The 26,873-nt window shown below is 56.0% G+C and carries 18 protein-coding genes and 3 tRNA genes; 5 read left to right on the top strand and 16 right to left on the bottom strand.

Features of this window, described 5'->3' with window-relative positions; translation table 11 throughout:
* Positions 1-341: 341 nt before the first annotated feature.
* From OZX62_RS08925 to OZX62_RS08965, 9 genes are all read right to left on the bottom strand, one after another.
* Positions 342-1,673: a metallophosphoesterase gene (locus OZX62_RS08925; protein WP_277175833.1), complete on the bottom strand. Its 1,332-nt coding sequence runs from the start codon at positions 1,671-1,673 to the stop codon at positions 342-344.
* Positions 1,674-1,801: 128 nt separating this feature from the next.
* Positions 1,802-1,873: transfer RNA gene (locus OZX62_RS08930), tRNA-Gln, on the bottom strand.
* Between the two features lie 41 nt (positions 1,874-1,914).
* A tRNA-Glu gene (locus OZX62_RS08935) sits at positions 1,915-1,987 on the bottom strand.
* 145 nt (positions 1,988-2,132) lie between these two features.
* Positions 2,133-3,656: a glutamate--tRNA ligase gene (gene gltX / locus OZX62_RS08940; RefSeq protein ID WP_277175834.1), complete on the bottom strand. Its 1,524-nt coding sequence runs from the start codon at positions 3,654-3,656 to the stop codon at positions 2,133-2,135.
* Positions 3,657-3,757: 101 nt separating this feature from the next.
* Positions 3,758-7,129 carry a family 78 glycoside hydrolase catalytic domain gene (locus OZX62_RS08945; RefSeq protein ID WP_277175835.1) on the bottom strand — a complete coding sequence of 1,124 codons (3,372 nt, stop codon included), beginning with the start codon at positions 7,127-7,129 and terminating at the stop codon, positions 3,758-3,760.
* A gap of 119 nt (positions 7,130-7,248) precedes the next feature.
* Positions 7,249-8,139, bottom strand: coding sequence for a hypothetical protein (locus OZX62_RS08950; RefSeq protein ID WP_277175836.1), 891 nt, complete (start codon positions 8,137-8,139; stop codon positions 7,249-7,251).
* Between the two features lie 227 nt (positions 8,140-8,366).
* On the bottom strand, positions 8,367-9,272 hold the full coding sequence (locus OZX62_RS08955) for a carbohydrate ABC transporter permease (RefSeq protein ID WP_277175837.1): 906 nt from the start codon (positions 9,270-9,272) through the stop codon (positions 8,367-8,369).
* A 1-nt stretch (position 9,273) separates the two neighbouring features.
* Positions 9,274-10,281: a sugar ABC transporter permease gene (locus tag OZX62_RS08960; protein ID WP_277175838.1), complete on the bottom strand. Its 1,008-nt coding sequence runs from the start codon at positions 10,279-10,281 to the stop codon at positions 9,274-9,276.
* A 220-nt stretch (positions 10,282-10,501) separates the two neighbouring features.
* On the bottom strand, positions 10,502-11,860 hold the full coding sequence (locus OZX62_RS08965) for an extracellular solute-binding protein (protein WP_277175839.1): 1,359 nt from the start codon (positions 11,858-11,860) through the stop codon (positions 10,502-10,504).
* A gap of 615 nt (positions 11,861-12,475) precedes the next feature.
* Between OZX62_RS08965 and OZX62_RS08970 the strand changes: the two genes are divergently transcribed.
* On the top strand, positions 12,476-13,936 hold the full coding sequence (locus OZX62_RS08970) for a glycosyl hydrolase family 30 (protein ID WP_277175840.1): 1,461 nt from the start codon (positions 12,476-12,478) through the stop codon (positions 13,934-13,936).
* 78 nt (positions 13,937-14,014) lie between these two features.
* On the opposite strand, the gene manD is transcribed toward OZX62_RS08970, so the two are convergent.
* From manD to uxaC, 3 genes are all read right to left on the bottom strand, one after another.
* Complete coding sequence (gene manD, locus OZX62_RS08975; protein ID WP_277175841.1) at positions 14,015-15,262, bottom strand: D-mannonate dehydratase ManD; 1,248 nt, start codon at positions 15,260-15,262, stop codon at positions 14,015-14,017.
* A 181-nt stretch (positions 15,263-15,443) separates the two neighbouring features.
* Positions 15,444-16,871, bottom strand: a complete 1,428-nt coding sequence (locus tag OZX62_RS08980) for a mannitol dehydrogenase family protein (protein WP_277175842.1) — start codon at positions 16,869-16,871, stop codon at positions 15,444-15,446.
* Positions 16,872-16,983: 112 nt separating this feature from the next.
* Positions 16,984-18,432 (bottom strand): glucuronate isomerase, encoded by a 1,449-nt coding sequence (gene uxaC, locus OZX62_RS08985; protein ID WP_277175843.1) that lies wholly within the window; start codon positions 18,430-18,432, stop codon positions 16,984-16,986.
* Positions 18,433-18,600: 168 nt separating this feature from the next.
* On the opposite strand from uxaC, the gene OZX62_RS08990 reads away from it, so the two are divergent.
* Entirely contained in the window at positions 18,601-19,710 is a 1,110-nt protein-coding gene (locus OZX62_RS08990) for a LacI family DNA-binding transcriptional regulator (RefSeq protein ID WP_277175844.1), read from the top strand.
* Between the two features lie 259 nt (positions 19,711-19,969).
* Positions 19,970-22,348, top strand: coding sequence for a DUF2264 domain-containing protein (locus OZX62_RS08995; protein WP_277175845.1), 2,379 nt, complete (start codon positions 19,970-19,972; stop codon positions 22,346-22,348).
* Positions 22,349-22,373: 25 nt separating this feature from the next.
* On the opposite strand, the gene fbaA is transcribed toward OZX62_RS08995, so the two are convergent.
* Positions 22,374-23,441, bottom strand: coding sequence for a class II fructose-bisphosphate aldolase (fbaA, locus tag OZX62_RS09000; RefSeq protein ID WP_277175846.1), 1,068 nt, complete (start codon positions 23,439-23,441; stop codon positions 22,374-22,376).
* 348 nt (positions 23,442-23,789) lie between these two features.
* On the opposite strand from fbaA, the gene OZX62_RS09005 reads away from it, so the two are divergent.
* The gene (locus OZX62_RS09005; protein WP_277175847.1) at positions 23,790-23,957 is read left to right on the top strand and encodes a hypothetical protein; all 168 of its coding nucleotides are present in this window, start codon (positions 23,790-23,792) and stop codon (positions 23,955-23,957) included.
* On the opposite strand, the gene OZX62_RS09010 is transcribed toward OZX62_RS09005, so the two are convergent.
* On the bottom strand, positions 23,958-24,122 hold the full coding sequence (locus OZX62_RS09010; protein WP_277175848.1) for a hypothetical protein: 165 nt from the start codon (positions 24,120-24,122) through the stop codon (positions 23,958-23,960).
* Positions 24,123-24,603: 481 nt separating this feature from the next.
* Positions 24,604-24,674, bottom strand: a tRNA-Gly gene (locus tag OZX62_RS09015).
* A gap of 322 nt (positions 24,675-24,996) precedes the next feature.
* Between OZX62_RS09015 and OZX62_RS09020 the strand changes: the two genes are divergently transcribed.
* On the top strand, positions 24,997-25,449 hold the full coding sequence (locus OZX62_RS09020; protein ID WP_277175849.1) for a DUF3021 domain-containing protein: 453 nt from the start codon (positions 24,997-24,999) through the stop codon (positions 25,447-25,449).
* A 186-nt stretch (positions 25,450-25,635) separates the two neighbouring features.
* On the opposite strand, the gene htpX is transcribed toward OZX62_RS09020, so the two are convergent.
* Positions 25,636-26,604: a zinc metalloprotease HtpX gene (htpX, locus tag OZX62_RS09025; RefSeq protein WP_277175850.1), complete on the bottom strand. Its 969-nt coding sequence runs from the start codon at positions 26,602-26,604 to the stop codon at positions 25,636-25,638.
* Positions 26,605-26,873: the final 269 nt, after the last annotated feature.

The following is a 26,873-nucleotide window of genomic DNA, read 5'->3' on the forward strand; positions in this document are numbered from 1 at the left end:
CTGCGGCCATGTCTTTATTGGGCGTTTAGGATAATCTTGATATTCATTTGATATTGTATATATAGTGAAGTTATTAGTATTTTATGGTTATTTATGCAATAATTTTACATATAACTGCATAATTATTCGTTTTAAATTCGGCCGCAAGCGATAAATATATCGTTCCATCCAGCGCTCATTGAATAAATTAGGCAAACGTTACATTAACTGCGATAATCCCGGAAAAATAAAGGCATGAATCGAGACACGCCCGGCAAAATAGACACAGACGAGTTTAGCGGCAGATAAAACGAAATATCGAAGCCCCATATAGAACGATTTTCACCTATGCTGCTTATCGTCTATTTCTTCAGATGCATCTTGCGCAAAATCTGGGCAAGCAGACGCGGGCGGCGCAGGAGGTTCGTGCCTTCTTTGGCGGCGTCGGGAGCGCCATTAAGGGAGTAGGTGTAGACCTTGTTCGAGCTCGATTTGCCGACCAAGTCGCCGAACTCGAGCAGCTGGGTGCGCGGTTCATAAGGGTGACGGATGTCGAACTCAAGAAGACGCGCCGCACGCTGCGCCGGAGCCGGGCCGTAGGAGCCGAAACCGCAGGTGGGCGTGGCGACAAGCGTCAGACCGTCAGTCGTACCGACGAACCGGTTGCGGTGGTCGTGGCCGGCCAGCAGCGCGAAATAGCCGTCCGTCGACTTGAGGATATCGAATTCACCGGTATCGGTGTCGGGGCAGCTCACGCCCTCCCCCAGGAAACTGCCGGGCAGCGTCTTGGACTTGTCGATGACGTAATTATGGCCGGCGAACGTGCGATAGCCCTCCACAGCGTGCGCGGCGGTGGCCGGCACCTCCTTGAGCAGATCGTAATATTGCGGCACCGGAATGTGCTGGAAAACAATCGACTTGGCGCCGACCAGCTTCGGGGCCACTTTCAGGAAGTCAAGCGCCCGCTGGCTGGGCGCGCCATAGCCGCCGAGCTTGCCGTAATCGCCGGAATTGAAGATCACCAGGCCGAGCACATTGTCGCTTTTGTGGTCCTCGCTGACCGGGAGCACAAACGTACCCGCCTCGCAAGGATAGATGTACTGATCCGGCAGACCGCTGCCAGGCTGTTTGCGCGGCCGGTCGGAACGCTTGATGGGCGGCTCCGGGTTCAGACAACCGGGAAATTCGCGATAGATCTCATCAAGTTCCGCGTTGGAAAGACCACACTGGAAGTCATGGTTGCCGTAGGTCACGGCCCACGGAACATGGCGCTCAATCAGCGGGGCGAGGAACTGCGAAATCTCCTGCCGCGCAAGCTCTCGGGTGTGCTCGAGCTCGGTGTTGCGCTGGTTTGTCGCCGCTGTACCCATCGACCATTTCTGCGGCGTCCACGTACGCTTACGGAAGGTCTTCGCGTACGCCTTGTCGTAGCCGGCAATCTGGTTGCCGGAGAAAATGACGATATCGGGCCGGGAGCTGTCGACCGCGGCTTCGATAAGTTTGATGGTGTCTTTGTTGACCTTCGGGCCGTCCTGTATATCGGCCAAGACCAGGACGCGGAACTTGCCGGAATCGTGGAACTGCAGGCGGCCGAGACGCACCGAGACGGAAACTGGCCGGGTGTCGCCCTCCTGTACAGGCTGAATCCTCGGCTTAGACGAAAGACCATGCGTTCCGCGTGTCTGCTCAGTCATGATTCCAACCTTCGTGTCGTTGACAATCCCACCAATACCACCAGCATCATTACCTCATTACTGGAACATTATCCCACAATAATAAAAAACCTCGCAACTTATAAAGCTGCGAGGCTTTTGCATCTTTGCTGGGGTACCTGGACTCGAACCAAGAACAACTGAACCAGAATCAGCCGTGTTGCCAATTACACCATACCCCAATTGGCTTGGTGCTGTAGCCGAAAGCAACTATAGCACTTCGTACCTCCAACCGGATTTGAACCGGTGTTGGCGCCGTGAGAGGGCGTAGTCCTAGACCGCTAGACGATGGAGGCTTAACTTATCGCTGCCCTTCCCAAGGCAACAAACTAGTAGTTTATAGGAAAGGTCGAATAAGCGCAACCCGGCGTGTTGACTTCGCCTGAAGCCGAACGCCGGGTTGTGCCTTACCGAAAACTCACTTAATGGATTTCGCCTGCTTTACAGATGCTCACGCAAGCCCTTGAGACGGGCGAGGGTCAGCGGCTTGCCGACAATCTCCATGGACTCGAAGAGCGGCGGGGAGACGCGACGGCCGGACATGGCCACGCGCACCGGGCCGAACGCCAGACGCGGCTTGAAACCGCCGTCCTCGACCAGCGCCTTGTTGAGCGTCTCATGCAGGTTGTCGGTCTTCCAATCGGCTTCGTCAACCTCAGCGAGCGCAGCAATGGCCTTGTCGAGCACCTCAGGGGCGGAGTCCTTGAGAGTCTTGCGAGCGTCGTCTTCCGGCTCGATGTACTCGGCCTCGCTCAGCAGGCTTCCGGCCATGCCAGCGACCTCGCCAAGCAGACGTACACGCGGCTGAACCAGCGGAGCGGCAGCGGTGAGAATCGTGCGTTCGCGGTCGGTGAGCGCATCCCAGGAATCGGCGGAGACCACGCCGTCGAGGTGCAGGTACGGCACGGAGCGGTTGAGGAAGTCCTGCGGCTCAAGCATGCGGATGTGCTCGGCGTTGATGGAGATGGCCTTGTCGATGTCGAAGTGGGCCGGGTTGGCCTTGACGTCACGGATGTCGAACTTCTCGACCATTTCGTCCATACTGAAGACGTCGCGGTCGGGTGCGATCGACCAGCCAAGCAGCGCCAGATAGTTCAAAAGGCCTTCGGGAATGAAGCCATTTTCGCGATGCAGGAAGAGGTTGGATTCGGGGTCGCGCTTGGAGAGCTTCTTCTTGCCCTTGCCCATGACGTAGGGCATGTGGCCGAAGAGCGGCATCTCCTTGGCAATGCCAAGCTTCATCAGGTAACGGTAGAGCACGACCTGGCGGGGCGTGGAGCTCAGGAGGTCCTCGCCGCGCAGCACGACGTTGATGCGCATAAGCGCGTCATCGACCGGGTTGGTTAGCGTGTAAAGCGGGTCACCGTTCGGGCGCACGATGACGTAATCAGGGACGCTGCCAGCCTTGAACTCGATATGGCCGCGGATAAGATCGTCGAAAGCGATATCCTCATCGGGCATCTTGATGCGCAGCGCGGGCTTGCGGCCCTCGGCCTTGAACGCGGCCTTCTGCTCGTCGGTCAGGTTGCGGTCGTAGCCGTCGTAACCGAAGGCCTTGGGGCGACCAGCGGCGACGTTACGCGCCTGAATCTCCTCGGAGGTGGAATAGGACTCGTAGGCATAGCCGGCATCGAGCAGCTTCTGGGCAACGTCCTTATAGATGTCACCGCGCTCGGACTGACGGTACGGGCCGTCGGGGCCACCGACGTTGATACCCTCATCCCAGTCGAGATGGAGCCAGTTCAGGGCATCGAGGATCTGGTTGTAGCTTTCCTCGGTGTCGCGCACGTTGTCGGTGTCTTCGATACGGAAGACGAAGGTGCCGTGCGTATGCCGCGCCTCGGCCCAGTTGAAGAGGGCGGTGCGCACCATGCCGACATGCGGCGTGCCAGTCGGTGACGGACAGAAGCGAACACGAACGTCTTTGGGCAGTTCAGGTCTTGAATCAGTAGCGTTTTCAGTCATAGCCCCATTATGCCGCGCGTGATTGACGGGAGTGCAGGTTTCGCGGCTCAAAAGCCCGATATACCGCCTTTTGTAAGCAAAAAAGTAGATACCACTGTCAATCAATCTGGCAAAGCGACGGTTCTGATGGTGTGGTGACCGGACTCGAGTGGGGGCAGAAGCCATGAATTGGGCGGGCAACGAACGCCGGCGATGGATCTGGGCTCAGTGATTTGTTCGGCGTCGCAGGGCTTGTGGTCGACCAAGACCATGCCCATCGAGCCGTCGTGCAGCACCTGCAACTCACAATCATGTAGCTGTTCGTGCCGGACTTGAATCGAGTCGTCGCGCAGCGGAGGCAAAACGACCAGAGCGCTGCAATTTGGGGGCACGTCAATATCCAGTTGCAGACATCCCTCGCCCCGTGCCGGACGGTTATGGCGTTTCGTCTCGTTGGGTACGTCGATCTCCAGTTGCGGACACCCCTTACCTGCAGCCACATTCTCGGAAGGTCCGGAAGAATCCACTGAATCCATCGCCGTCGAAATTATGCCACTGCCTGCTTTTCGGCAGTGGATCTCGATGGTACCGGAGCGAACGGGGACTTTTACCTCAGCCTCTTGGACGTCGCCAAGCTGCGGCATGACCAAGAACGTGCGATAACCAGGTTCAATCGGACGGACGCCAAGCAGACCTTGTGGCAGAAGATAGACGGGCGAAGCAGCCCAGGGATGCGAGTAGGTGAGGTTCGGCTTAAGGCCCGGGTCCCAGGCCTCCATTGTGCCGCCACCTTGAGCGTGAAGCATATTGCTCCAGGTTCGGCGGCCTTCCGGAGCGGCAATCAGCGCATTGGCATCCGCTCCATAACCGGCACGATAGAGGCCGTCGAGATAAACCGCGGCCGTATAGACGCTGCAGGCCATCCCCCGCGAACGCAAGTAGTCGGCCACCTTTGACAACCCTTCTTCCGGAATCTGTCCGAATGCGAGCGCAAATGCGGAAGCATGCAGCGAGCAATGGTTGATACGCAGGGCCCTGATTGATTGACTGAGTTCAGCATCATTACCAGTTTGGGTAATGGCCGAATCGGCAGAATTCCAACCCTGTCGATTTTCTGTTGCGTTTTCATTGCCCATTTTTTGAGGGATATTTGTCGGAGAACTCTCCGGCTTCAGACAATGCGAAATCCCTGATTTACCATTTGCTGATTGAGGGACGTCGATAAGGCCGTCGCAATACGCACCTTGTGATTCGTCGTAAAGCCAAGTATTGATACCCTTGCGAATACGTTTTGAACGTGTGTCGAATAATTCGGCATCGTCATTCTCACCAACGACCCGCGCCATCCCTGCCATATCGGCATACACCTGCGAAGCCAACGCATTGACGACGGTGTTCACGCGGCCAAAAACAAAACCGTCGCGTTCGCTTTGCGGCCAGTCAACCAAGTCGCCATCGGTATGACTCGATTCGCCGGGATCTTTGACAATAAAGCCGAAGGTCTCGTTCCAGAACCGTTCCGGCAGCAAGGTTTTAAGACGCTTATACTGAGCCTGCACCTGCGAGTCTTCGCCCGTATGCATCCACCAATCGTAAACCGCGAGAATCAGATACATCGGCCATTCGGTAGGCCACGTTCGGTTAGCGATCAGATAATCGACGGTATAACGAGCCAACGTCGGAGCATCATCAAGCGCAAAGTGACATTGCTGCTGAATCCATGCATCCGCCTCGTAGGGGGCGCGCTCACGGGTCCAGGAATCCGCATAAATATTGCCGTTGCAAGCATCGATGGTGTGAGCGCAAAGCCGCCAGACGTCGTTCAGAGTTTGATCTGAAGAACAGAAATCGGCGTCACTTGTCGTCTTGGGATAAACCAACGCCGAAGCTTCGACTTCAAACTGCCCCGAATCAATGAGCTCGGAGATGTTTAGCCAAGAATCATTTGCACCATGGAATCCTGCCACCTCTGTACCATCTCGATCCATCGCACGAGAGAAGAAGCGAGCTTCCGCGCCACCTTGTATGGTTTGGTCATTTTGTGTAGCAGAATCATCATTACCGCAAGAATCAGAGTTATAGAAATCGTCACTCTTTGCAGCATGAAGCTCAACATAACGAAAAACACGCATTCCCCATGTTTCCAGCGCACCATCGGCCTTTCCGTTGCCTTCGCCGCTACCATCCGTTGACTTGATATGCCAACGGTCCTCATAGACGTTGGAGGTGTTGAGATGGTATTTGACGGTTCCATCGTCATTAAGCACTTCACCATATCTGATGTCTAATTCCAGCGATTTCGGACAATGCGAGCGCACCCGCACACCACCGATTTGCACACTGCCGAAATCAAGCACCACTCCCCCGTCAGTTAGGGAGGAAACAGCAACCGGATTCCAGTGACGCAGCTGCAATTTGTCGGTCGGAGTCGGCTCAAGCCTTGTGAAAGCCGGCTTTTCTACGGCATTGGACCATGCAGAATCGTCAAAACCTGGTTCATCGAAACCAAATGGGTAATATTGCGAATCGATGTTTTCAGCGGGTGCCTCAAAATACTGCGTTCCTATCGAAGCGCTGTCTGGATAGACACGGATGCCAAGCATGGCTTTCCAGCTGGAATCAGTGACATAATGGCGCACTTCGCCATCGATAAATTCGACATCGAGCTGAGCTGCAAAACGCTGATCTTCAAGGGTGTAGGCGAGTACGCCAAGAGCATTGGCTCCGGGGTGCAGCAAATCCGTGACATCGTAACCATCCACGCGAGTTTCATCGCCAATCGGAAAGACAGGCCCGCAGCCCACAAACGAACCGTTAGCCCACATCCGATAGATAAACTGACGGGCCGGACGAGTCGAAGACCCGGTGGCGTACAGGCTCGCCCACAATATCGGCTTATCGGGCAGCGTGATTTCGGTGCGAAGAAAAGCCCAGCCGCGTGAGTTTTCGGAATTTTCGGAAATGCTTGAAACATCAGCCCAAATCGGTGTCGCCTGCCATCGTTCCGCCGGCCAGAAACCGAAAGTAACAGGAACGGCCCACTCGAATTCGTCGTCATCAGTGGTGTCTAATTTACTGGCACTTTCTTCACTTACGTTGTGCCTATAGCCAAGGGTTATCGCATCAGATTCAGAAGAAAAAGCGTTCAAAACCGTTCTGACGTCAACGTTTCGAGATTTGTTCGACGTGTCGGTTTCCGCAGATTCTGCGATGCCATACCACAAACGAAGTGATGCCCAATATCTATGGCCTGGTTCCAACGGCACTGCAGACAACGGAACGCCTTCGAAACCGTCGCCGACGACTTTGCCGCTATCCCAGATATCGCCAACGCCAACCGCGGCCTTTGCCGGAGTGCTTGCGACAACGACCTGATAGGCCACCGCATCACCGGCTTCGGCATCATCACCGCTTTCCCGCCATCGAAGCACAGGAGTGGAATCGCAGGCCAAATCGATCGGATTTACCCTGTCGTTAATCAGAATTTGTATCACAAAATCACACTTCCTTGTGCAGATTCGGAATTTGCCGCAAACGTAGCAAGACCAATGAAGCCATCTTGTATATCAAAACTTTGCAACCAACATCGAAACATACACCGTCACGAAGCCCGTTACTGCCGATAATCGCTCATTGACGAGAACAAGCCGGACATACCGCCACCACCGCCGTTCGCCGGCTTTTCGCTGTCGCCAGTGTAGAGCTCGATGAGTTTCTTGTCGCCGGACTCACGGGCCAACGCCTCGAAAAGCACGTCAGCCTGCCAACGCGCCGAAGCCCAGACGATATACCAGATGATGCCGGTGAACAGCAGGCCGGTGATAATCGGCGAGCTTGCCATCCCCCAGAAGTAGCCGAAGACGGCGATGCCGCTGATCACGATCATATAGATTCGCCGAGCGGAAAGCAGCACGCCGTTTTTCACGACCGCGTACCATTTCGCGTTCGGATATTCCACGACGAGCACGAGCGAAACCAGCAGGGACTGGATAAGGAAGATGATGCAGATAGAAAGGACCGGCACCATCAAAGCGCCGAAACCGAGCTTCATCATGATCTGCATCGAATAGGAGAACGCGAAAATGAAGAACCCGTAAATCGCACCTTGCACAATCGCGCGGGGAAGTAGACGGATGAAAGCGCGGAAATAGGGACGGATGCAGGCCGCGCTGTCATCCGGCGGAACATAGGGGCCGGCAATCCAATCCGGAGGCCGATAGCCTTCGTTGAGCATACGGACGCGGCGTTTGCTCGCACGACCGAATAATGTCGGTTGGTCGCGGAAAAGCGCGAAACCGGCGGCGATACCGGGCGAACTGAGAACCAGTGCCAAGGTCAACGCCGGGTAATAGTCCAGATTCTGCACCACCACCCAAATAGCGATCAGCGGAATAATGCCGACGAAAATGCACCAACCCGCCATCAGCAGGACGTAGACGCTGTTGGCTATCAGGCCGAAAGCCTCACCAAGGTTGTGGTTCTTGCCGTTTGATGCTGCAGCCATCACGCACTCCCCTTCCGTCTTGGGTTATGGAACGTTCCGGAATGCCTTATTCGCAACGTCATAATGGTTATCGATTTGCAGTATTTATTATCTATATATGTAATAAAATACAGCAATACGAAACCATAGAAATACAGAAATAACGGCGAAAATCCGATGCGTGCGCCGCAAAAACATCACTGCACTCTGCACACATCGGATTCTCACCTTTCACGAAACCGGTAGAATCAGCCCTTCATGCCGGAGGTTGCGATGCCTTCGATGAACTGCTTCTGGCCGATGAGGAAGACGATGATAATCGGGAGCACCGAGATGACGGAGCCGGTCATAATCATCGCGTAATCAGCGTTGTACTGCGAGATGAACTGCTTCAAGCCGATCTGGATGGTCCACAGGTTTGCGGAACGCAAGTAGATCAACGGGCCCATGTAGTCGTTCCACGTGTTGGTGAAGGTGATGATCGCCAACGCCGCGATGGACGGGCCGGAAAGCGGAAGCACGATCTTCCAGTAGATGCCGAACTCGCTCAGGCCGTCAAGTCTTGCCGCTTCCGACAAGTCCTCGGGTATCGTGTCGTAGAACTGTTTCATCATGAACACGCCGAACGCGCCGAACGCCTGTAGCAAAATGATCGACCAACGGGTGTCGGAAAGGCCGACGGCCGCGATCATCTTGAACTGCGGAATCATGTAGGCCTGCCACGGCACGGCCATCGTCGCGATATAGACCAGGAACAGGGCGTTGTGGCCGCGGAACGGAATCTTCGAGAAGCCGTAGGCAGCGAACGAACCAGTGAAGACCTGCAACGCCGTGACGATGATCGCGAAGAACAGCGTGTTCAGAATCCATGTGGTCATGTTGGACTTCGTCCAGATGGCCGCGTAATTATGCCACTGCCATGCCGAGGGGAACCACTTGATCGGCACCGTATAGACTTCGTTGTTCGGCTTCAGGGACGAAAGCACCATCCAGAAGAACGGCAACAGCGTGAACGCGGCCACGAAAATCATGGCAAGATAGCCGACAATCGTGCCGACGATCTTCAGCGGGGACTTGGGCTTCTTGTTGAAGGGGATCTCGGGCGCTACGGCACCGGCCTCAGCCAATTGAGGAGCTACTGCTTGCGTAGACATATTAGTTCTCCTTCGAATTGTTGTACCAGAACTGGATCAGCGTGACCACCATACAGATGAACAGCAATACCAACGAAACCGCCGAAGCATAGCCGTAATCACCGTTATCGAAGGCCACCGAGTAGATGTACTGGGCGAGCACTTCCGTGGTCGTTCCAGGTCCGCCATCGGTCATGATCAAGGTCAGATCCAAGATCTTGAACGAGCCGATGGTCAACGTGACCATGACGAAGAACAGCGTCGGGCGCATGCAGGGCACCGTGACGTGCCAGAAGCGCTTCCAGCCATTCGCGCCGTCGAGCTCGGCTGCTTCGTAAAGCTCGCTGGGAATCGTCTGCAGACCGGCCAGCAGAAGAATCATGTAGTAGCCGACCTCGCGCCAAGTGCCGACGATAATGACCGCGGGCATTGCCCACTTGGTGGAACCGAGCCATCCGGGCACGTTGCCGTCGCCGACGAAAAGCTTGAGGAACTGGTTGATCGGGCCGGACTTCGGGTCGAAAAGCATGGCCCAGACCTGCGCCGCCGCCACCATGGAAGTGACATACGGCATGAACGCGACCGTGCGGAAGAAGCCACGGCCTTTGAGCTTGGAATTCAGCAAGACCGCCAGACCGAAGGCGATCGCCAACGTCAGCGGAATGTGGACCAGCGAATAGTAGAACGTGTGCCAAACGGTCTGCCAGAAGATGCGGTCATGGATCAGGCGAACCCAGTTGACTAGGCCGTTGAACACCGGCATACCGAACGCGGACCACTTGGTGAACGCGATGTAGAAGAGCGAAAGCACCGGGACCAGCGTCAGCAGGATGAAGCCGATGAAGTTAGGCGAAATGAAGATCAACCCGTTGCGAAGGTTACGATGCGAAATCGCCTTCGCATCCAATCTCCCGCCTTTTTGCCGTTGCGGTTCCGGCGGTTGGTCGTGTGCCTCGATGGCACCCGCCTCCCCTACCGCGGCGAGATCGGCACCCACCTCGGCAATATCCGAACTAGAAGAATCCGACATCGCTGCCTCCTCCTTGAATATGCAGCCAATGCATGCAAGCCGCCGACCGCTTCGTCGACGCCGGCTTGCCACATTTTATGATTTATTACTTATTATTATTTATTACTACTTTTCGATAATTCTTGCTATAAAAATTGAAGACCGACAAGCCCTTATCCGGCAACCAAACCTGCCAACCCGATACGGACCTGCCGGTCTCCTTGTTTAATACAGCTCAGACTCAGTTACTACTGAGCACGCCCTGGTTCTTGACATCTTGCTGGCACTGGTTGATGGCCGCATCGGGCTTCGAGGTGCCGGTAAGAATCGAAGAGTTCATGGTCTTGAGCAAGGTCTGGACCGTATCGGTGGCGTCGCTGACAGGAGCTTCGAGCTTCATGTCAAACTTCGACCAGGCGTCCTTGGATTCCTGATCGGTGGCCATGCCATCGGCCGCGAAGAAGTCCTTGGTGACCTTGTCGTTGATGTAGGCAGGAGTCGTGGTGAGCTTGGCGAGCACGTCCGCACCGCCTTCGCCGACGGCCCATTCAACGAACTTCTTGGCCGCGGCGGCCTTCTGTCCGGTGGACTTGGCGGAGACCATCAGGCCGGTCGGGCTGCCGAAGGTGATCGGGGTGGAAGGAATCTTCTTGCTCGGGTTCTGCGGAACCGGAGCCATGCCCCAATCGAACTTCTGAGCATCGCCGGTCTTCTGCTGGCTCAGGAACGAAGCGGCGTACCAGGTGCCCATCGGCATCATCGCGGCCTTCTGCGTGCCGAACTGCGCCTGATACTGCACCTTGTTGGTGAAGGAAGTGTTGTAGTTGATGGTCAGCTTGTCGTCCTGCCACTTCAGCGCACGCTGGTAATAAGGCTTCATGTAGCCGAAATCGCCCTTGAGATAGGTCTTCTCCGCAGGCTGGCCGTTCTGGGCAAGCGCGAAGGACTGGATCAGGGACTGCCAGTTGTGCTGGTACATCGGGTAGACGGAATTAGCGTCGTATCCGGCGGCAGGGAGCTTCTTCTTCAGCTCTTCGCCGGCCTTGGTGTAGTCGTTCCACGTCCAAGTGGCATCGGGAGTCTTGACCCCGGCCTTCTTGAACATGTCCTTGTTATAGAAGAGGACCCAGTGATCGGCGCGATACGGCAACGCGTAGTACTTGCCGTCCTTGGTCTTGTACATCGAATCGTCGAAGCCCTTGTGATCGGCGTACTTCTTGGCGATATCGCTGATATCGGCCAAACCTCCGGACTTGGCGTACGTATCGTACTTCACGGTGTTCTTCAGCGGGAAGACATCGGGCTGCGCGCCGGCGGAGATATCGGCGGTAAGCTGCTTGTCGTAATCATCTGCGCTGTATTCCTTGAGCTTGATTGTTACGTTCGGATATTCCGCTTCGAAACCGTCGACCAGCTTTTGGAACTCAGGGGTCATCTTCAGCGACCAACCACCCATGGTGATTTCGGTTTTCGCGTTCTTATCAAATGCATTGGCATCAGAGGCACCGCTCTTTTGCGCGCCACCGCCACCGCAGCCCGCGAGAAGCATTGCGAGTGCGGAGACCGCCGCCAAGGCGCCTACTGGACGTGAGACTTTCATATTCAAATCCTTTCTTCAAGGCTTCCTCGCCTATCACAAAAGACTAACGTTCTACATTGGTGTAGCCCGCTTTGTCCTTCATTTTTGAGAGTACACAAATGGCAACAAGGAAATTGTTTGTTGCCATTATTTGTCAGATTAGACTAGATAATATTACTAAATATTTATTCAAGGAAGCTTGAAAATCCGCCGATACGCTGGTTTTAAGCTTTGAGCTTGCCCTGCTTTTCTCAGCAATCGGACGTCATGCGCTGCTAGGCTCGAAGGCAGGGGATGGCAACAGCATTCGTAATTGGCACCACGGAAGCGAATTCATCCAAACCGATAATTTCTCCCTTTAAACGGGAGGAACGAAGCATCGGACAGATAGCGAAGGAGTATCAGCCCATGGCAGTAATAGACGATGGAACATCGCCACAACAGAATCCAGTTATTGGCTTACACCCGATTGAGCCATTTTCACAACAAAATCAGGTAATTGGGTTACCCGCGACCAACCCATCACTGCAACAAAACACGCAAAGCTCTCTTTCGCCGGCGACTCATGAACCGAGCCAATTATGGACGGAGACCAGCGGGGATCTGAGCCAACGGCGACAGCGCCTTGATACGCCCGTGCCTACGGCCAAGCCTGGCAGCGCGACCACCGTAGTCATCGACCCGAGCCGGCAATACCAGCTTTGGGAGGGCGCAGGAGCGGCCATCACCGATTCCAGCGCCTCGCTTCTGATGAATAGCATGAACGCCGAGCAACGCCACGCCATTCTCGAGGAGATGTTCAGCCCTGAACAGGGCGGCTTCTCGTCAGTGCGTATTTCCATCGGTTCCTGCGATTTCGTAAGCCAGAAATATTACAGCTACGACGACTTGCCGGAAGGCGTCGGCACGGACCCGAACCTCGATTACTTCTCCATCGGTACCGGTGAACCCGGCGCTCCGGACGCCACCAAAGACCTCAAGAACGTCATTCCTGTGCTGCAGGAGATCATGGCCATCAACCCTGCCGTCAAGGTGATGGCCTCGCCGTGGAGCCCGCCAGCCTGGATGAAGACGAACCGCAAGTTCGAAGGCGACGGCAGGCTGCGGCTCGGCGAATACGTGGGCAACGGCTATCGCCGACAGGACACGGTGGATTTCGTCTACGCGCGGTATTTCGTCAAATTCATCGCCGCCTATGCCAGCTATGGCATTCCCATCACCTCGGTGACCATGCAGAACGAACCGAGCAATTCACCGCAGTGGCCGATGGCCATCTGGACGCCCGAGGAACTGACGAAGTGGGGCAGCGAATACCTGCGGCCCTGCCTCGACGCCACGTTCCCGGATGTCGAGATCTATTTCGGCGACGACGGGCTGCGTTTCTTCCAACGCCCGGTGAGCGACTACATGACCCCGGCCCAGGCCGAATGCTTCGCGGGCGTCGCGTTCCATACCTATTCCGGCCTGCCCAAGTGGGTGCTCAACGGCACGCGCCAGTTCCCCGGTTGGAAGGCCGCAATGAGCGAGCGCCGCTGCATGCTTGACGAAACGGTGGACGAAGCCAGCCACGTGATGTTCGGCGAGATCGGCACCGGATTGGTGCGCAACAACGTCGGGCTGATCAACCTGTGGAACATCGCGCTGGACGAACAGGGCTTCCCCAGCTACGCCAAGACGCGCGGTCGCCGCGGAGTCATCACCATCGATTCGACCACCGGCAAGGTCAAACGCAATCTCGAGTACTTCATGTTGCGCAACTTCGGCCAAGACGTACGCCCTGGGTCACGTCGCGTGGCTTCCACCAGCCACACCCCCGACGGAAGGCACGGTGGCTTGGGTTCGGTAGCATTCATCGAGCCGGACGGACGCGGATTTGCCGGCTTCCTCTATAACCCGACTGAAGAACCGATTGAAGCAGCTGTCACGTTCGCAGGCGAAAGCGCGGCCTGGCGCCACGTCACCGTCCCCGCCTACGGCACCGTCACCTTCCATCTGTCGGATTCGCCAATCAACACCAGCTCGGTGCCCGAAGACGATGATTTCAAGATCACCTACACCCCGCACCCCGCCGACGACCACGACGAGCGCATTTTCTAGTCTCCGAGTCAATAAAAAAGGCCTGCCGAAACAATCAAGTTTCGACAGACCTTTTTTATTTATTTAGTATGCGAAAAATCACCACTCGTGCATGGTGCCGTCGAGAAGGCGGTCGACCGGCAACGGAGCCGGCTGATACGGGTACTTCGCGGCAAGTTTTTCGTCGAAGTCGACGCCGAGGCCCGGCTTGTTACCCGGATGCAGATAACCATCCTTGAAGGTATAGGAGGTGTGGAACACCTCGAGCGTCTCGTCGCTGTGCTTCATGTACTCCTGAATGCCGAAGTTCGGAATCGCCAGGTCCAAGTGCAGGTTCGCGGCCATGCCGACCGGCGAGACGTCGGTGGGGCCATGGAAGCCGGACTTGACACCGAAGAGCTCGGCGAAGGCCATGAGCTTCTTCATGTGGGTCAGGCCACCGGTGTGGGTGACGGCCGAACGCACGTAATCGATGAGCTGCTCCTCGATCAGGGTGATGTAGTCGGTCCAGGAGTTGATGATCTCGCCAATGGCGATCGGGGTGGTGGTGTGCTCACGCACCAGACGCAAGAACTGCTGGTTGTCCTCCGCAGGCGTGGTATCTTCCATCCAGAAGAGGTCATAGGGCTCGAGCGCCTTGCCGAAGCGGGCGGCCTCGATCGGGCGCAGGCGATGGTGGGAATCGTGCAGCAGAATCAGATCCTTGCCATACTTGTTGCGCACTTCCTCGAAAACCCCGGGAATGGTGTTGAGATACGTGCGCGCATCCCAGACCTCCTCGACCGGAACGCTGGTGCGGCGCGCTGGCTCGTAGTCGTAACGCATGCCCTTCTCACCCTCACCGGTCTGGGCGTTGGCCGAAGCCGCGACGCCGTAGGTCGAAGGGATGCCGGGCAGCGCGTACTGGATACGCGTGGCCTTGAAGCCCATGTCACGGTACATATCGATCGAGTCGAACAGGCTTGGCAGGTCGGTGCCGGAAGCATGCGCGTAGGTCAGGATGCCCTTGCGGGACGCGCCGCCGAGCAGGTCATAAACCGGAACGCCGAGCTTCTTTCCCTTGATATCCCAGAGAGCCACATCGACGGCCGAGATGGCGGCCATCGTCACCGGCCCGCGCTTCCAGTAGGCGCCCTTGTAGAGGTACTGCCACATGTCTTCGATGTTGTCCTCGTCCTTGCCGATCAGGGCGGGAGCAATGGTCTTCAGGTATTCTGCAGCGACCAGTTCGCGCCCGTTGAGCGTTGCGTCACCAAGTCCCACAATCCCGTCCGTAGTCGTGAGCTTGAGGACGACAAAATTGCGCCCCGGGCTCGTGACGAAAACCTCGGCCTTTTCGATAGCCATATCGATTCCTTTCTATTGCGCAACTTGCGGCTTCCTTAACCGTGCGTTGCTGTTTACTTCCGTTTAAATTTTGATAACCAAACCGTTTGTGCCGATATTGGCTCAACGCGACCGACCAGCTCCAGCCGGTCCAATCAAACCCGACCAACCAGCTCAATCGCCCCAAACCGAATCCGCCAAATCACGACATCAGATGAGCCGCGGCAGCCCCGCTCACCTCGTCCATCTGGTTGACCACCTCATCGACGAACGCCGAAGAGCCGCCAAGAGAATGATCAAGATAGGAAACCACGTATTTCACGGCTTTCCGGTCAATGCTCCCATCGGCCGCCTTGCAGGCCCTCGCGCACGCGACAACCTTGTCTTTATTGACGTCGGCCAGCCGGTCACTGTAACGGGTGAGGAACTGTATCCACGCGGCGATGGCACGAGCAGGGGGAACGATTGAGGCACCGTCTTTCAACGCTTTTCGAGCGACAGGCACGATACGAACCGGCAGTTTTTCGCTTCCGTCGGAGGCGATTTGCATCAGCAGGTGGCGGATATTCGGGTTCTCGAAACGCTCAAGCAGCTGGTGCCGGTATTCCTCGGTGGGCACGCTGACATAGCGCCCGGCCAAATCCCACCACTCGTTGATCCAAGCGCACAGGGTCGGGTCGGCGACGGCATCGGCGACGGTCTCATAGCCGAACAGCGACCCACAATAAGCCAAAGTCGAGTGGGAACCGTTGAGCATCCACAGCTTGCGTTCCTCATACGGCGTGACGTCATCGGTAATCACGGCACCGACTTCTTCCCAAGCCGGGCGGCCGGCCGGGAAGTCCCCGGCAATCACCCATTCATGGAACGGCTCGGTGCGCACCGGAACCGCATCGTGCCAGCCCTTGACCCGTTCGACCAGTTCGATATCGCCCTGCGTGGTGGCTGGGGTGATGCGATCAACCATGGAAGTAGCCCAAGCGACATTGAGCCGCGTCCAATCCAGCAATGACGGATCGACCTCAGCGATGGCCTGCTCGACCACCTTGCGGAACGCGGCGCCATTACCAGCCAGATTGTCGCAAGGCAGCACAGTGATTGGGCCAGCCCCCGCGCTTCTGCGAGCGAGGAAACCGGCAACCATACGCACGGGGACGGTTTTGAGACCATCGGCTTGAGCGTCAGCTTTCAAAGCTTGCAAATCGGAAGCGACATCGGGGTTGGCAACGTCCAGATCGCCATTCTGGTTGCGCGTATATCCGGCTTCGGTGATGGTCGAAGTGACGACGGAAATATCAGGATTGGCGAAACAAGCACGCAGCGCCGCCGTATCCACGCCGCTATGCATGGAAGAAATCGAGGAGATGACTTCGAATTCGTCGCCTTTCGCCCCGGAAGTAATCAAGGTGTACGCGCAACCCTGCTTTTCAAGCGAATCACGCATCCAAGGGCCCTTGCCCGTAAAACCGGCGATACCCCATTCCGCCGCATCGGGAGCGTGTTCGGTGTACCAAGACTGGTGCGCACGCGTGAAATTACCGATTCCCAGATGAATGATTCTTTCGGGCGCGGCCGGGCGACCGTTCTTTTCACGGCTGATTTGAGGAATTGAAACGCTATCTGTTGACATTGCTGCCCCTCTCCTTAAGCGCGGTCATATCCTACGTTATTTTTAAGTCTTTTCGACTAATTCGGCTTATTCGGCTCCTTTAGTCCCTTTCGGCTCGTTCGATTCTTTCGGTTTATTCGGCCTTTTCGGCACCACCGATTTTGAACACTCGCTTTGGCTGGGTGGAGACCTGAGCACGCATAATCGCAAGCCCTTCGTCCATCGAAATCCGGCGGTCGCAGACCAACGAGGAGACGAAACTTGCGGTGACCCTGCGGTTCATGTCGTGCCGGGAGGGAATCGAGCAAATCGCCCGGGTGTCGTCGATGAACCCGGAAAGCTTGGTGAATCCGGCGTATGGAACGACGGCGTGGAAATAGCGCGAAATCGAATCCGGCGCATCGATAAACCACCAGGGAGCACCGATATAAAAGGCGGGATAGAAGCCTGCAAGCGGCGCAAGTTCGCGGGAATACACGGTTTCGTCATCGGTGAATGCGACGAAATGGAAATCGGGATTATTGCCGTATTCGTTGAGTAGCGGGCGCAACCCTTCGACGAACTCGGCCCGGGCCGGGATGTCGCCGCCGACGTCCGCACCGTAGCTGGCGAAGGCTGCAGCGTCATAGTTGCGGGCGATGGCGGGATGCACGGTCATCACCAAGCCATCTTCCTGAGCGAGCCTGGCCTGATCGTTGAACAGGTGGGCACGCAGACGAACGGCATCACCGGCCTCAATGTTCCCCGCATAAGCTTCGGCGAACAGCATGCGCACTTCGCCGTCCGAAAGTCGCTCCGAGTTGAGGTCGGCGTGGGAATGGTCGCTTAAAACCGCCCCGTGATCCTTGAAATACCGCCTTCTGCGGCGCATCGCCTCGGTGAAACCGACGTATGTGGACGCGTCAACATCGGCGCTGGCACCCAAAGCGCGAACCAACTCCGGCCAATCGGCACGGGACGGCTCAAGATATTTGTCGGGCCGAAACGCAGGGGCGACAAACGGCTTGAAATCGGGATCCGCGTTGACCTGATCATGCAGCTTCAGGTCGCTGACCGGGTCGTCGGTGGTCGAAACGAATTCCATATTGAAACGGTTGGCGAGCGCCCGAGTGCTGAATTCCGGGGTTTTGAGCATTTCGTTGAGTTCGTCGTAAATCGCGCCCGCGCAATCGGGACCGAACTTCTTGTTGATGCCAAAGACCCGAACCAACGAGTCCTCAAACCAATAACGCATCGGCGTACCAGCGAAAGCGAACCAATACTTGCCAAAAAGCAAAAACGCGTCACGCGCCTGTTCGTCGGTAAAATCGGTTTGACCGACCCCAAGAGCGCTCAATGGCACGCCTTGGCCATGCAAAATTCGGGTCACGTAATGATCTGGCGTGATGAACAGATCCGTGGGGTTCGCGAAATGCTTGTCGCGGGCAAACCATTCAATCGGGATATGGCCGTGGGGCGAAACGATGGGAAGATCCTTCACCGATTCATAGAGCTCCCGGGCCACACGCAACGGCAAACCTTCCGCCGGCAGCAAACGATCGGGAGACAAAACAGGTTCAGATATATCCGTCTGGCCAACCATGGCACCATCCTCACATTCCGCGGCGAACCAGAGATTCACCGCGATGTCAAAACCCCTATTTGCCTTTTAGTGTACGTGACACGTCTTGGTGCTGTATTCTGTTGCCATTACTTGCCATTACTCGCCAGAAACTGGTTATACTTGGCATCGCGAAGGAGCGTGGTGGAAATGACGGCAGACGATTCAACCCCAACCGGCCCAGATTCCGCGCGGATAGGAACAGAAACGGCAACAGCGACAGAGACACAGGCAGAGATGCCTGCGAAAGTAACGATTCGGGACGTCGCCAAGGCTGCTAGCGTCGCTCCATCAACGGTTTCAAGAGCTTTCGCAAGGCCAGGTCGGGTCAACGAGGCCACGGCCCAGCGAATTTACGACATCGCCGACAAAATCGGCTATCGTGCCACCGCCATCAGGGCGCATACCAACGACGACCACCTCAACGGCATGCTCGGCATTGTGGTCGCCGACCTCAGCAACCCCGTTTTCGCTGAGTACACGCGTGCGGCCCAGCACGAGTGTCTTTCCAACGGTTTCGGGCTTTTGGTGCTCGATTCCGAGGAAAACGCAGTAATCGAACGAACGTCCATTCACGCTGCAATCCAGCATATCGATGGTCTTATTCTGGCCTCTTCCCGCCTTTCCGACGCCGGCATTCGCAAGCTCGCGCAGACGAAACCACTCGTGACGCTGAACCGCTCCATCCGCGGCATCCAGTCGGTCATCGGCGACGTGCAAACCGGGCTCACGCAGGCCGTGGAGCACCTCGCCTCGCTCGGACATCGCAACTTCACTTACCTAAGCGGGCCGGAATCTTCGTGGCAGGACGGCGTGCGTTGGCGCACGCTTTCCTCGATCTGTCAGCGTCAGCACCTGAAACTGCGCCGCATTCCCTCAAACGCACCGACGTTCAGCGGCGGATTTCGCACCGGCGAGGTGTTCCTGAACAACCCGACCAGCGCGGTCATCGCCTACAACGACATCATGGCCATCGGCTTCATCGCGGCCCTGCATTCGCGCAATATCAGCGTTCCCGGCGAAGTTTCGGTGGTCGGCATCGACGATGTGCAGGTCAGCTCGCTGGTCTCCCCCGCGCTTTCCACCATCCGTCTGCCACGAAAAGAGCTGGGCTCGAAAGCGGTGGACGAAGTGCTGGATCTCATTCACCACACCAAGTCGGTCAACGACCGCAAGCCGATCATGCTGCAATCCTCGTACGTCGTGCGCGCCAGCACCGGCAAGGCCAATTCCTCGCTGATATCCGCAATCCGGATCTGATAATGGAATATGGCGATGACGCCATGGTTTGGAAAATTGAAAAACGTTGACCTTCGTTGACCGAAATTGATAAATGTTGCCAGATTTTGTCGCGTAATCACAAAATAAAACCGGGCTTCAATCGTCGGTGCACAGCGCTTATTGTTGAGGTCATTTTCGACTCCTGCAACTTGCACAAGGCCAATCGTCCGATAGACCATATTTTTTATAGAGTTTATAGAGTGTGTCTAGAGGATTTCGGAAAGAAGCGAAGAAGCCGATGGAAACGAAGCCATTCAACGAAAACGTCGCCACCAACCCGCTGCGCACGAAGGCGGATTGCGAGCAAGCGCTTGTCGACATTCTCGCGCCGGCCATGCGCCTGGTGGAAAGCGGCAGACGATACGGCCGATTCCGCATGAGCGATAGCGGGGCCGTCTACAGCCAAGACCGCACCTCCATCGAGGGCTTCTGCCGCCTGCTTTGGGGGCTGGGGCCGCTTTTCGCCAACCGCGGCAACATCTCTCGTTTCCCGCGCTGGTGGCAGCTTTCGTGCGGGGGGATTCTTCACGGCACCACGCCCGGCGACCCGGATTTCTGGGGCAATCCACTGGATGATTACGACCAACTGTTCGTGGAAATGGGCGCGATTACGGCATTCCTCTTCGAAACGCGACAGGATTTCTGGGACCATCTGAGCGATACCCAACAAAGCAATATCCTGACCTGGCTCGACCAGATCAACGCTCATGAATTGCCGAAAACGAATTGGCTTTGGTTCCGGCAGATGGTCAACACCTGGTTCGTACATACCGGCCACCCCGAATACGACGCCTTGGTACAAGCTGATTTCGACATCACCACCTCGCATTATCTCGCCCACGGATGGTCGTACGACGGCTATAAAAACCAAATCGATAACTACATTCCCTTCGCTTATCAGTTCTTTACGCTGATGACCGTCGGGCTTGCGGAACAGGACTATCGCGCTTGTAACGATGCTGACGACACCTCACCAAGACGTAATGCAAAATCAGTCGAGGAGAATACTTGTTTCCCCGCCGAAACCGCTGATTGCGCGACCTCCAGCTTCAGCATCTCTTCCAAGACTGCCGTACTTAGCGATGACGAAGACAGTAACGAAGAAGCTTCCGACGCGATAAATACCGGCAACACCGACGAACCGCACAGCGCCGAGACGCAACGCTATAAATTGCTCAAACAACGCGCGACCGCCTTTGTACCGAGCTACGCCAACTGGTTCGCAGCCGATGGCGCCTGCCTGCCGTTCGGACGCAGCCTTGATTACCGATTCGCACAGGCAGCGTTCTGGGGAGCAGCGGCCTTTGCCAGCATCGATCTGCCAACCGGCTGGTCACTTGGGGACATGAAACATCTGCTGCTCGGCAACTTACGTTGGTGGTTCCGTCAGAATATTTTCCAGTCCGACGGACTGATTCCTATCGGTTATGCCTATCCAAATATGAACATGGCCGAAGGCTACAATGGGCCGGCTTCAGCTTACTGGGCGCTCAAAACCTTCATTTTCCTGTGCATTCCCGATTCCGACATCTTCTGGACCACCCGTGAAAGCGATGATTTCAAATTCGAGCCGCTGAAACTGCAACCGGAACCGCGCATGCTGGTGGCGCACAGCCGCACCGGGCTGGAAGTGCAGGCGTTCACCGCCGGCCAGCACGCGCCGGAACACAACCACACCGATGCGAAATACGAGAAATACGTCTATTCCACGACCTTCGGCTTCTCGACGCCGAAAGCCACGACGGTTTTGAAGCAGCTTGCCTGCGACAATACGTTGGCGGTTTCAGAATCCGAATATCACTGGCGCATGGCCTTTGGCTACGCCGATTATGCGGTTCATGGCGATTACGTTTATTCGCGCTGGGAGCCGTGGAGTGACGTCACGATCCGCAATTTCATCGTGCCGCTGATGCCGTGGCATATCCGCGTCCACGTCATCGATTCGGCACGAGCGTTGCACTTGGCGGAAGGCGGGTTCGCTATGCCGGACTTCGGGCAGGAACTGGCCGGACCGAATATCAACGCGGTCGGTAAGGTCGCCAAAGCGGCGGCTCAGCACGCTGCCGACGGTTCGTTTGCGTCGGGTTGGGATACCGGCAACGATGATATGGAAAACCTGTTTTCCGCAACGAGAGCTCTAAACATCATTGTCGAGTCGGAAACCTTACCAAACGCCAATATCCAAGCCGAAAATCCCAATCAAAAACAGGAATCTGGGAACATTAGGAGCGAAATTCCGAAAACAATGGCTAACGAAATAATCTCGCGTCCGACAGCGACATTCTCAACACCCCAACGTTCCCTCTTCTACCGCACCGAAGTTGGACTCACCGGGCTGATTGGAGCACAAGGATTCGCGCTGGAACTATCTACCCCCGAGCCGAACACGAACCTGCTGTATCCCAAGACACGAATACCGATGCAAATGCGCACCATCGACCACGGCCATTACGTCTTCATTTCCGCTTACTTAGGCGACCGAGAGCTGGAAAGCGTAGGCGACGACGGTTCGATAGCCATGCCGACCGCAACGCTTGCCGGCAACGAGTTGTGTATCGGATATCGCGGCGAGACCCGCGTAGTGGACCTTACCGAATTGGCAAACCAAAGAACCTGACCTCGCCGGCAATTGCAGAACGAGACTATTTCAGCGCTTTGCCCGCCGAACCCAACTCGACGCAGGCCTCGACCACGCGCTTGGCCATCGCACCCTCGGCCGTGCGTCCCCACGAACGCGGGTCATAGTAACGCTTCTCGCCCACCTCCCCGTCGACCTTGAGCACGGAATCATAGTGCTCGAACATGTGGCCGGCGACCGCACGGGTAAAAGCATACTGCGTATCGGTGTCGATGTTCATCTTGATGACGCCATAATGGACCGCCGCGGTAATGTCACCTTTCGACGAGCCTGAACCACCATGGAAAACGAGCATGAACGGCTTATTGTCATGTAAATCAGCATCCGTATAGCTGCTTCCCAACTTGCCCGCCTTTGCCGCGGACGCGACCTCGCGCTGAATCTCACCCAGCAATTCCGGACGCAGCCTCACCACCCCCGGCTTGTAGGCGCCATGCACGTTGCCGAAGGTGAACGCGGCCATATAGGCTCCCCGCTCCCCCAGCCCGAGCCTGCGAGCGACTTCGATGCCGTCGGCCGGCGTGGAATACAGTTTTTCGTCGATATCCGCACGATGCCCGTCCTCTTCACCGCCGACCGCGCCAATCTCGATTTCCAAGACGGTGTGAGCTTTCGCCGAAAGGTCCAATAATTCTTCAGTGATATCAAGGTTCTCTTTGAGCGGCACCGTCGAGCCGTCCCACATATGGGATTGGAACATCGGCTCGTGCCCGTGCGCCACGTCGTCCGCCTCACGCGCAAGCAGCGGACGCACCCAGCCGTCGAGATACGGCTTGGCGCAATGGTCGGTGTGCAGAGCGATGGAAATGTTCGGATATTTGGCGGCCACTTCGTGCGCGAACGCCGCGAACGCGAGCGATCCGGTGACGCGGTCGCCGACGCACTGCCCGGAAAAGTAGGACGCCCCACCCACCGAAACCTGAATGATGCCGTCGGACTCAGCCTCAGCAAACCCCTGCAGCGCGGCGTTGAGCGTCTGGGTACTGGTCACGTTAATCGCAGGATAGGCATAGCCGTTGTGCCGCGCGGATTCCAGCATTTCACGATATCGTTCAGGGGTTGCAATGGTCATGTTTCCATTATTGCCGCGAGCCTCGCCATTGACATGCGGATTACGCCATCGCCGACACTTCGCCCATAACAAAATGAAAAATACTATGGTATAGTAACTAAGCGTTCAACGTCAGGCCCGGCAAAACGAAGCTTGGCGATGCACGATTTGGGGGATTAACTCAATGGTAGAGCCCGCCGCAAGGCGGAGATGCACGGTTCGATTCCTGCCTCCTCCACTTCCTTCTTCATCCGTTGAAGCTATAATCAATTTTCATCTCGCAATATCAAACAGCTCAAAACAAGAAAACCTTTGCATACCAATAGGCTGAAAAAACAACGGCTTGGAGATACTCAAAGAAGAGAGCGGATGACGGGAGTCGAACTCTACGACTCTCGCACCGTCACCGTCAACGAGATCGCCAGCCAATACAACGTCGGACGTACCGCCATCTACCGCGCACTCGACAGCACCAAAGCCGAAAAGCAGAAGGAGGAAGTGCCCGACGCGGGTCGCCCCGTGCCGGGCCGGCCCTAATTAACGCCTGCGCCACCTCCAGATGACGACCAGCCCGCAACCGACAACGATCGCGAGCAGCACGTCCACCACCGCGTTGTCTGCGTTGGGCGCCAGAACGACAGCCAGCGCCACGATGGCCTGGATAGCCTCAGGCCCGTCAGAGCCTTTTCTTTTATGGGACATAATTGAATGTCCTTTCAATGTATGCCGCGCCACGATGGACGCGGCGAGGTCATGCGGCCGGAAAACCGCATGATTGCGCCTGCAAAAGCAGAGCGCAACAGGCTCATCCTACCGCGAAAGATGAATATCATACCTTCGGTGATATGATGTTTTTGTTGGTTGTGGCATCGGAAACCTTCCGGACCATTAGGCGGGCAATAAAGCTTTTACCGGAAGGGGTCACAACCGATATTGGGATGCAAGTCCTTTTCAATGTATGCCGCCGGCCTCGATGTTTGGAAACAAGCACTGGGGCCGAGGTGTTTCTGCCACATCACAGACCCACAGCAAACGAGCAACAATACAGCCGAGAGTTGTGCGTCCTTCCCATTCAGGCTATAAACCCAAAGAGAACTTTTGAATTGTCGCATCGGTGTTGCATCAGCTCATCATGCAATCAACAAAAAGCTTGAAATCATTGGAAAATAAGGGAATCGTAAAGAGCGGATGACGGGAATCGAACCCGCCTCTGAAGCTTGGGAAGCTTCCATTCTACCGATGAACTACATCCGCAGTGACGCACGCAATGCCGCGCACATACAGAAGAAGAGTTTAGCACAGGGCTGCGAAACCTCTGCCGAACCGTGATGAAACAATTGATTCGTCGCCACATCGACCGATTGATGCAATACCAAATATATTTAGACAAAAAAGGAATCACTAGATGCCCGATTCCCAGTAATTACAAGATATGTGATGATTTTGTGATACTATCGTCAATCATTTGACATTGTATAACACATTTGCGATTTGGGGTTATAATCAAATTAATTATATAAACGCTCGATAAAAACCTAAAGCCTTGGACGAAAGACGGCAGAATACATGGGAGTCCATGTTTCAGGCAGCCTCCAAGCCCGGCAACAACGAAGGAGGCAACATGGAACATAAAATAACGCCTCTACGCAAAATCATTCGTTATGCTGCCGTCGGAATCGGCTTCGGATCATTCTTTCTCATGCTGCTCACCGCAATCGCGCCCGGCTGGATACCGCTCAATAGGCTGAGCATTCTGACCATGTTCGTTATGAGCGCGCTTATCGGCGAACTGACGTTCCTGCTCGATGACGGATATCCTTGGAGCTATTTGGCCCACTTCGCGCTGACTTTCGCGCTGACCATTGCCTGGGTTCTGGCCAATGGCTGGACTTTCAGGCAAATCCCTGGCGGTCTGGGCAGTATCGCTGCGACATTTGTCGGCATTTATGTGGCGATCTGGCTCGTCGTCATTACAGACATGAAAATTGACGTCGGCAGGATGAACAGGAAACTACGGGAAAGCCGCTGAAACGACAGGCCTATTGGCTGGCAAGATTTTGGGTATTCCTTATATAAGGCGAAGTCTTGCGTTACGGGATTTCTCGCGCTATAAGAACGAGCAGATTCCCTAATTACAACGAACCAATACCCGAAATTCTGGCTCCGCGCCGCTGAACCGCCGCGGACGCAACCGCAACAACAGCCGCAACCCAATTCAGTACGCGACCTGCGCGGATTCATCCTGACCCAAGCGGTTGAAACGCGCGCCACCATTCGGAGCGGCACTGACGCCTTGCATCTCACGTGCCATTTGCATCAAGCGATTGATACGGTCCTGCGTCGGCGGATGCGTGGAGAAGAGACGGCTGAAGCCCTCCTCGGAGAAGGGATTGGCAATCATCATCGCGGCAGCGGACTGAGTGCCGGCGGTCTGCGGCATCGGGTTCGCCTGCGCACCGGAAGTAATCTTGCTCAAGGCCGAAGCGAGCGCTGCCGGGTCGCCGGTGAGCTTGCTGCCGTCTTCATCCGCGTCGTATTCGCGCGTGCGGGAAATCGCCAGCTGAATCAGCGAGGCACCGATCGGCGCGAGAATCGAACTTAGCACTACGCCAATCAAGCCGAAAATGCCGGAATCTCGATCATCGTTGTCTCGCCCGCCGCCAAAGAACATCAGCATATAGCCGAGGTAAGTAATCACCGTCGCCATCGCGCTGGCCACTGCCGAGGTGAGAATGTCGTGGTTATAGACGTGCATCAACTCGTGGCCGAGCACACCGCGCAATTCGCGCTCGTTCAGAATCTGCAGGATACCCTGCGTGCAGCACACGGCGGCGTGGCGTTCGTTGCGGCCGGTGGCGAACGCGTTTGGGCTCATGGTTGGCGCGATGTAGATACGCGGCATCGGCTTGCCAGCACGTGCGGAAAGTTCGCGGACGATACGGTACAGCTCGGGAGCTTCGGCTTCGGAGACCCGCCGCGCACCCATCGAAGCGATGGAGATGCGGTCCGAGAACCAATAGGAAATGAACGTTGAGGCGAGGCCGATGAAAATGTAATAGATAAGCGTGTCGCGGCTGGCTCCGGTAAGCCACCAAATGAGCATGATAATGGCCCACATCACGCCGAAAAGCAGTGTGGTTTTGAGGCCGTTCAAATGGCCATGCACTTTAATCTTGCCGTCCATATATTGAAGCCTAACGGCTCAGCCTGTACTTTTGCTGAACGATGGCTGGAACTATGCATGCAGGCACTCGTCCAGCACGAAAAGTACCATTTCGGCCCGTTTTTGGTGCTTTTCGCCTCAGTAGAAGCCGGTTCCAGTGCGAAAAGCACCTTTTCGAGAGGATTTTGGTGCTTTTCCCACTGAAGTTGATCTGGGCTACGGAGAAAAGCACCCTCACTGTGGCATAAGTATGCAAAACGGCGCCAAGCTCCCAGAGTGGGAACCTGGCG

The sequence above is a fragment of the Bifidobacterium sp. ESL0690 genome, from assembly GCF_029392315.1.
In the GTDB taxonomy this organism is placed as follows: domain Bacteria; phylum Actinomycetota; class Actinomycetes; order Actinomycetales; family Bifidobacteriaceae; genus Bifidobacterium.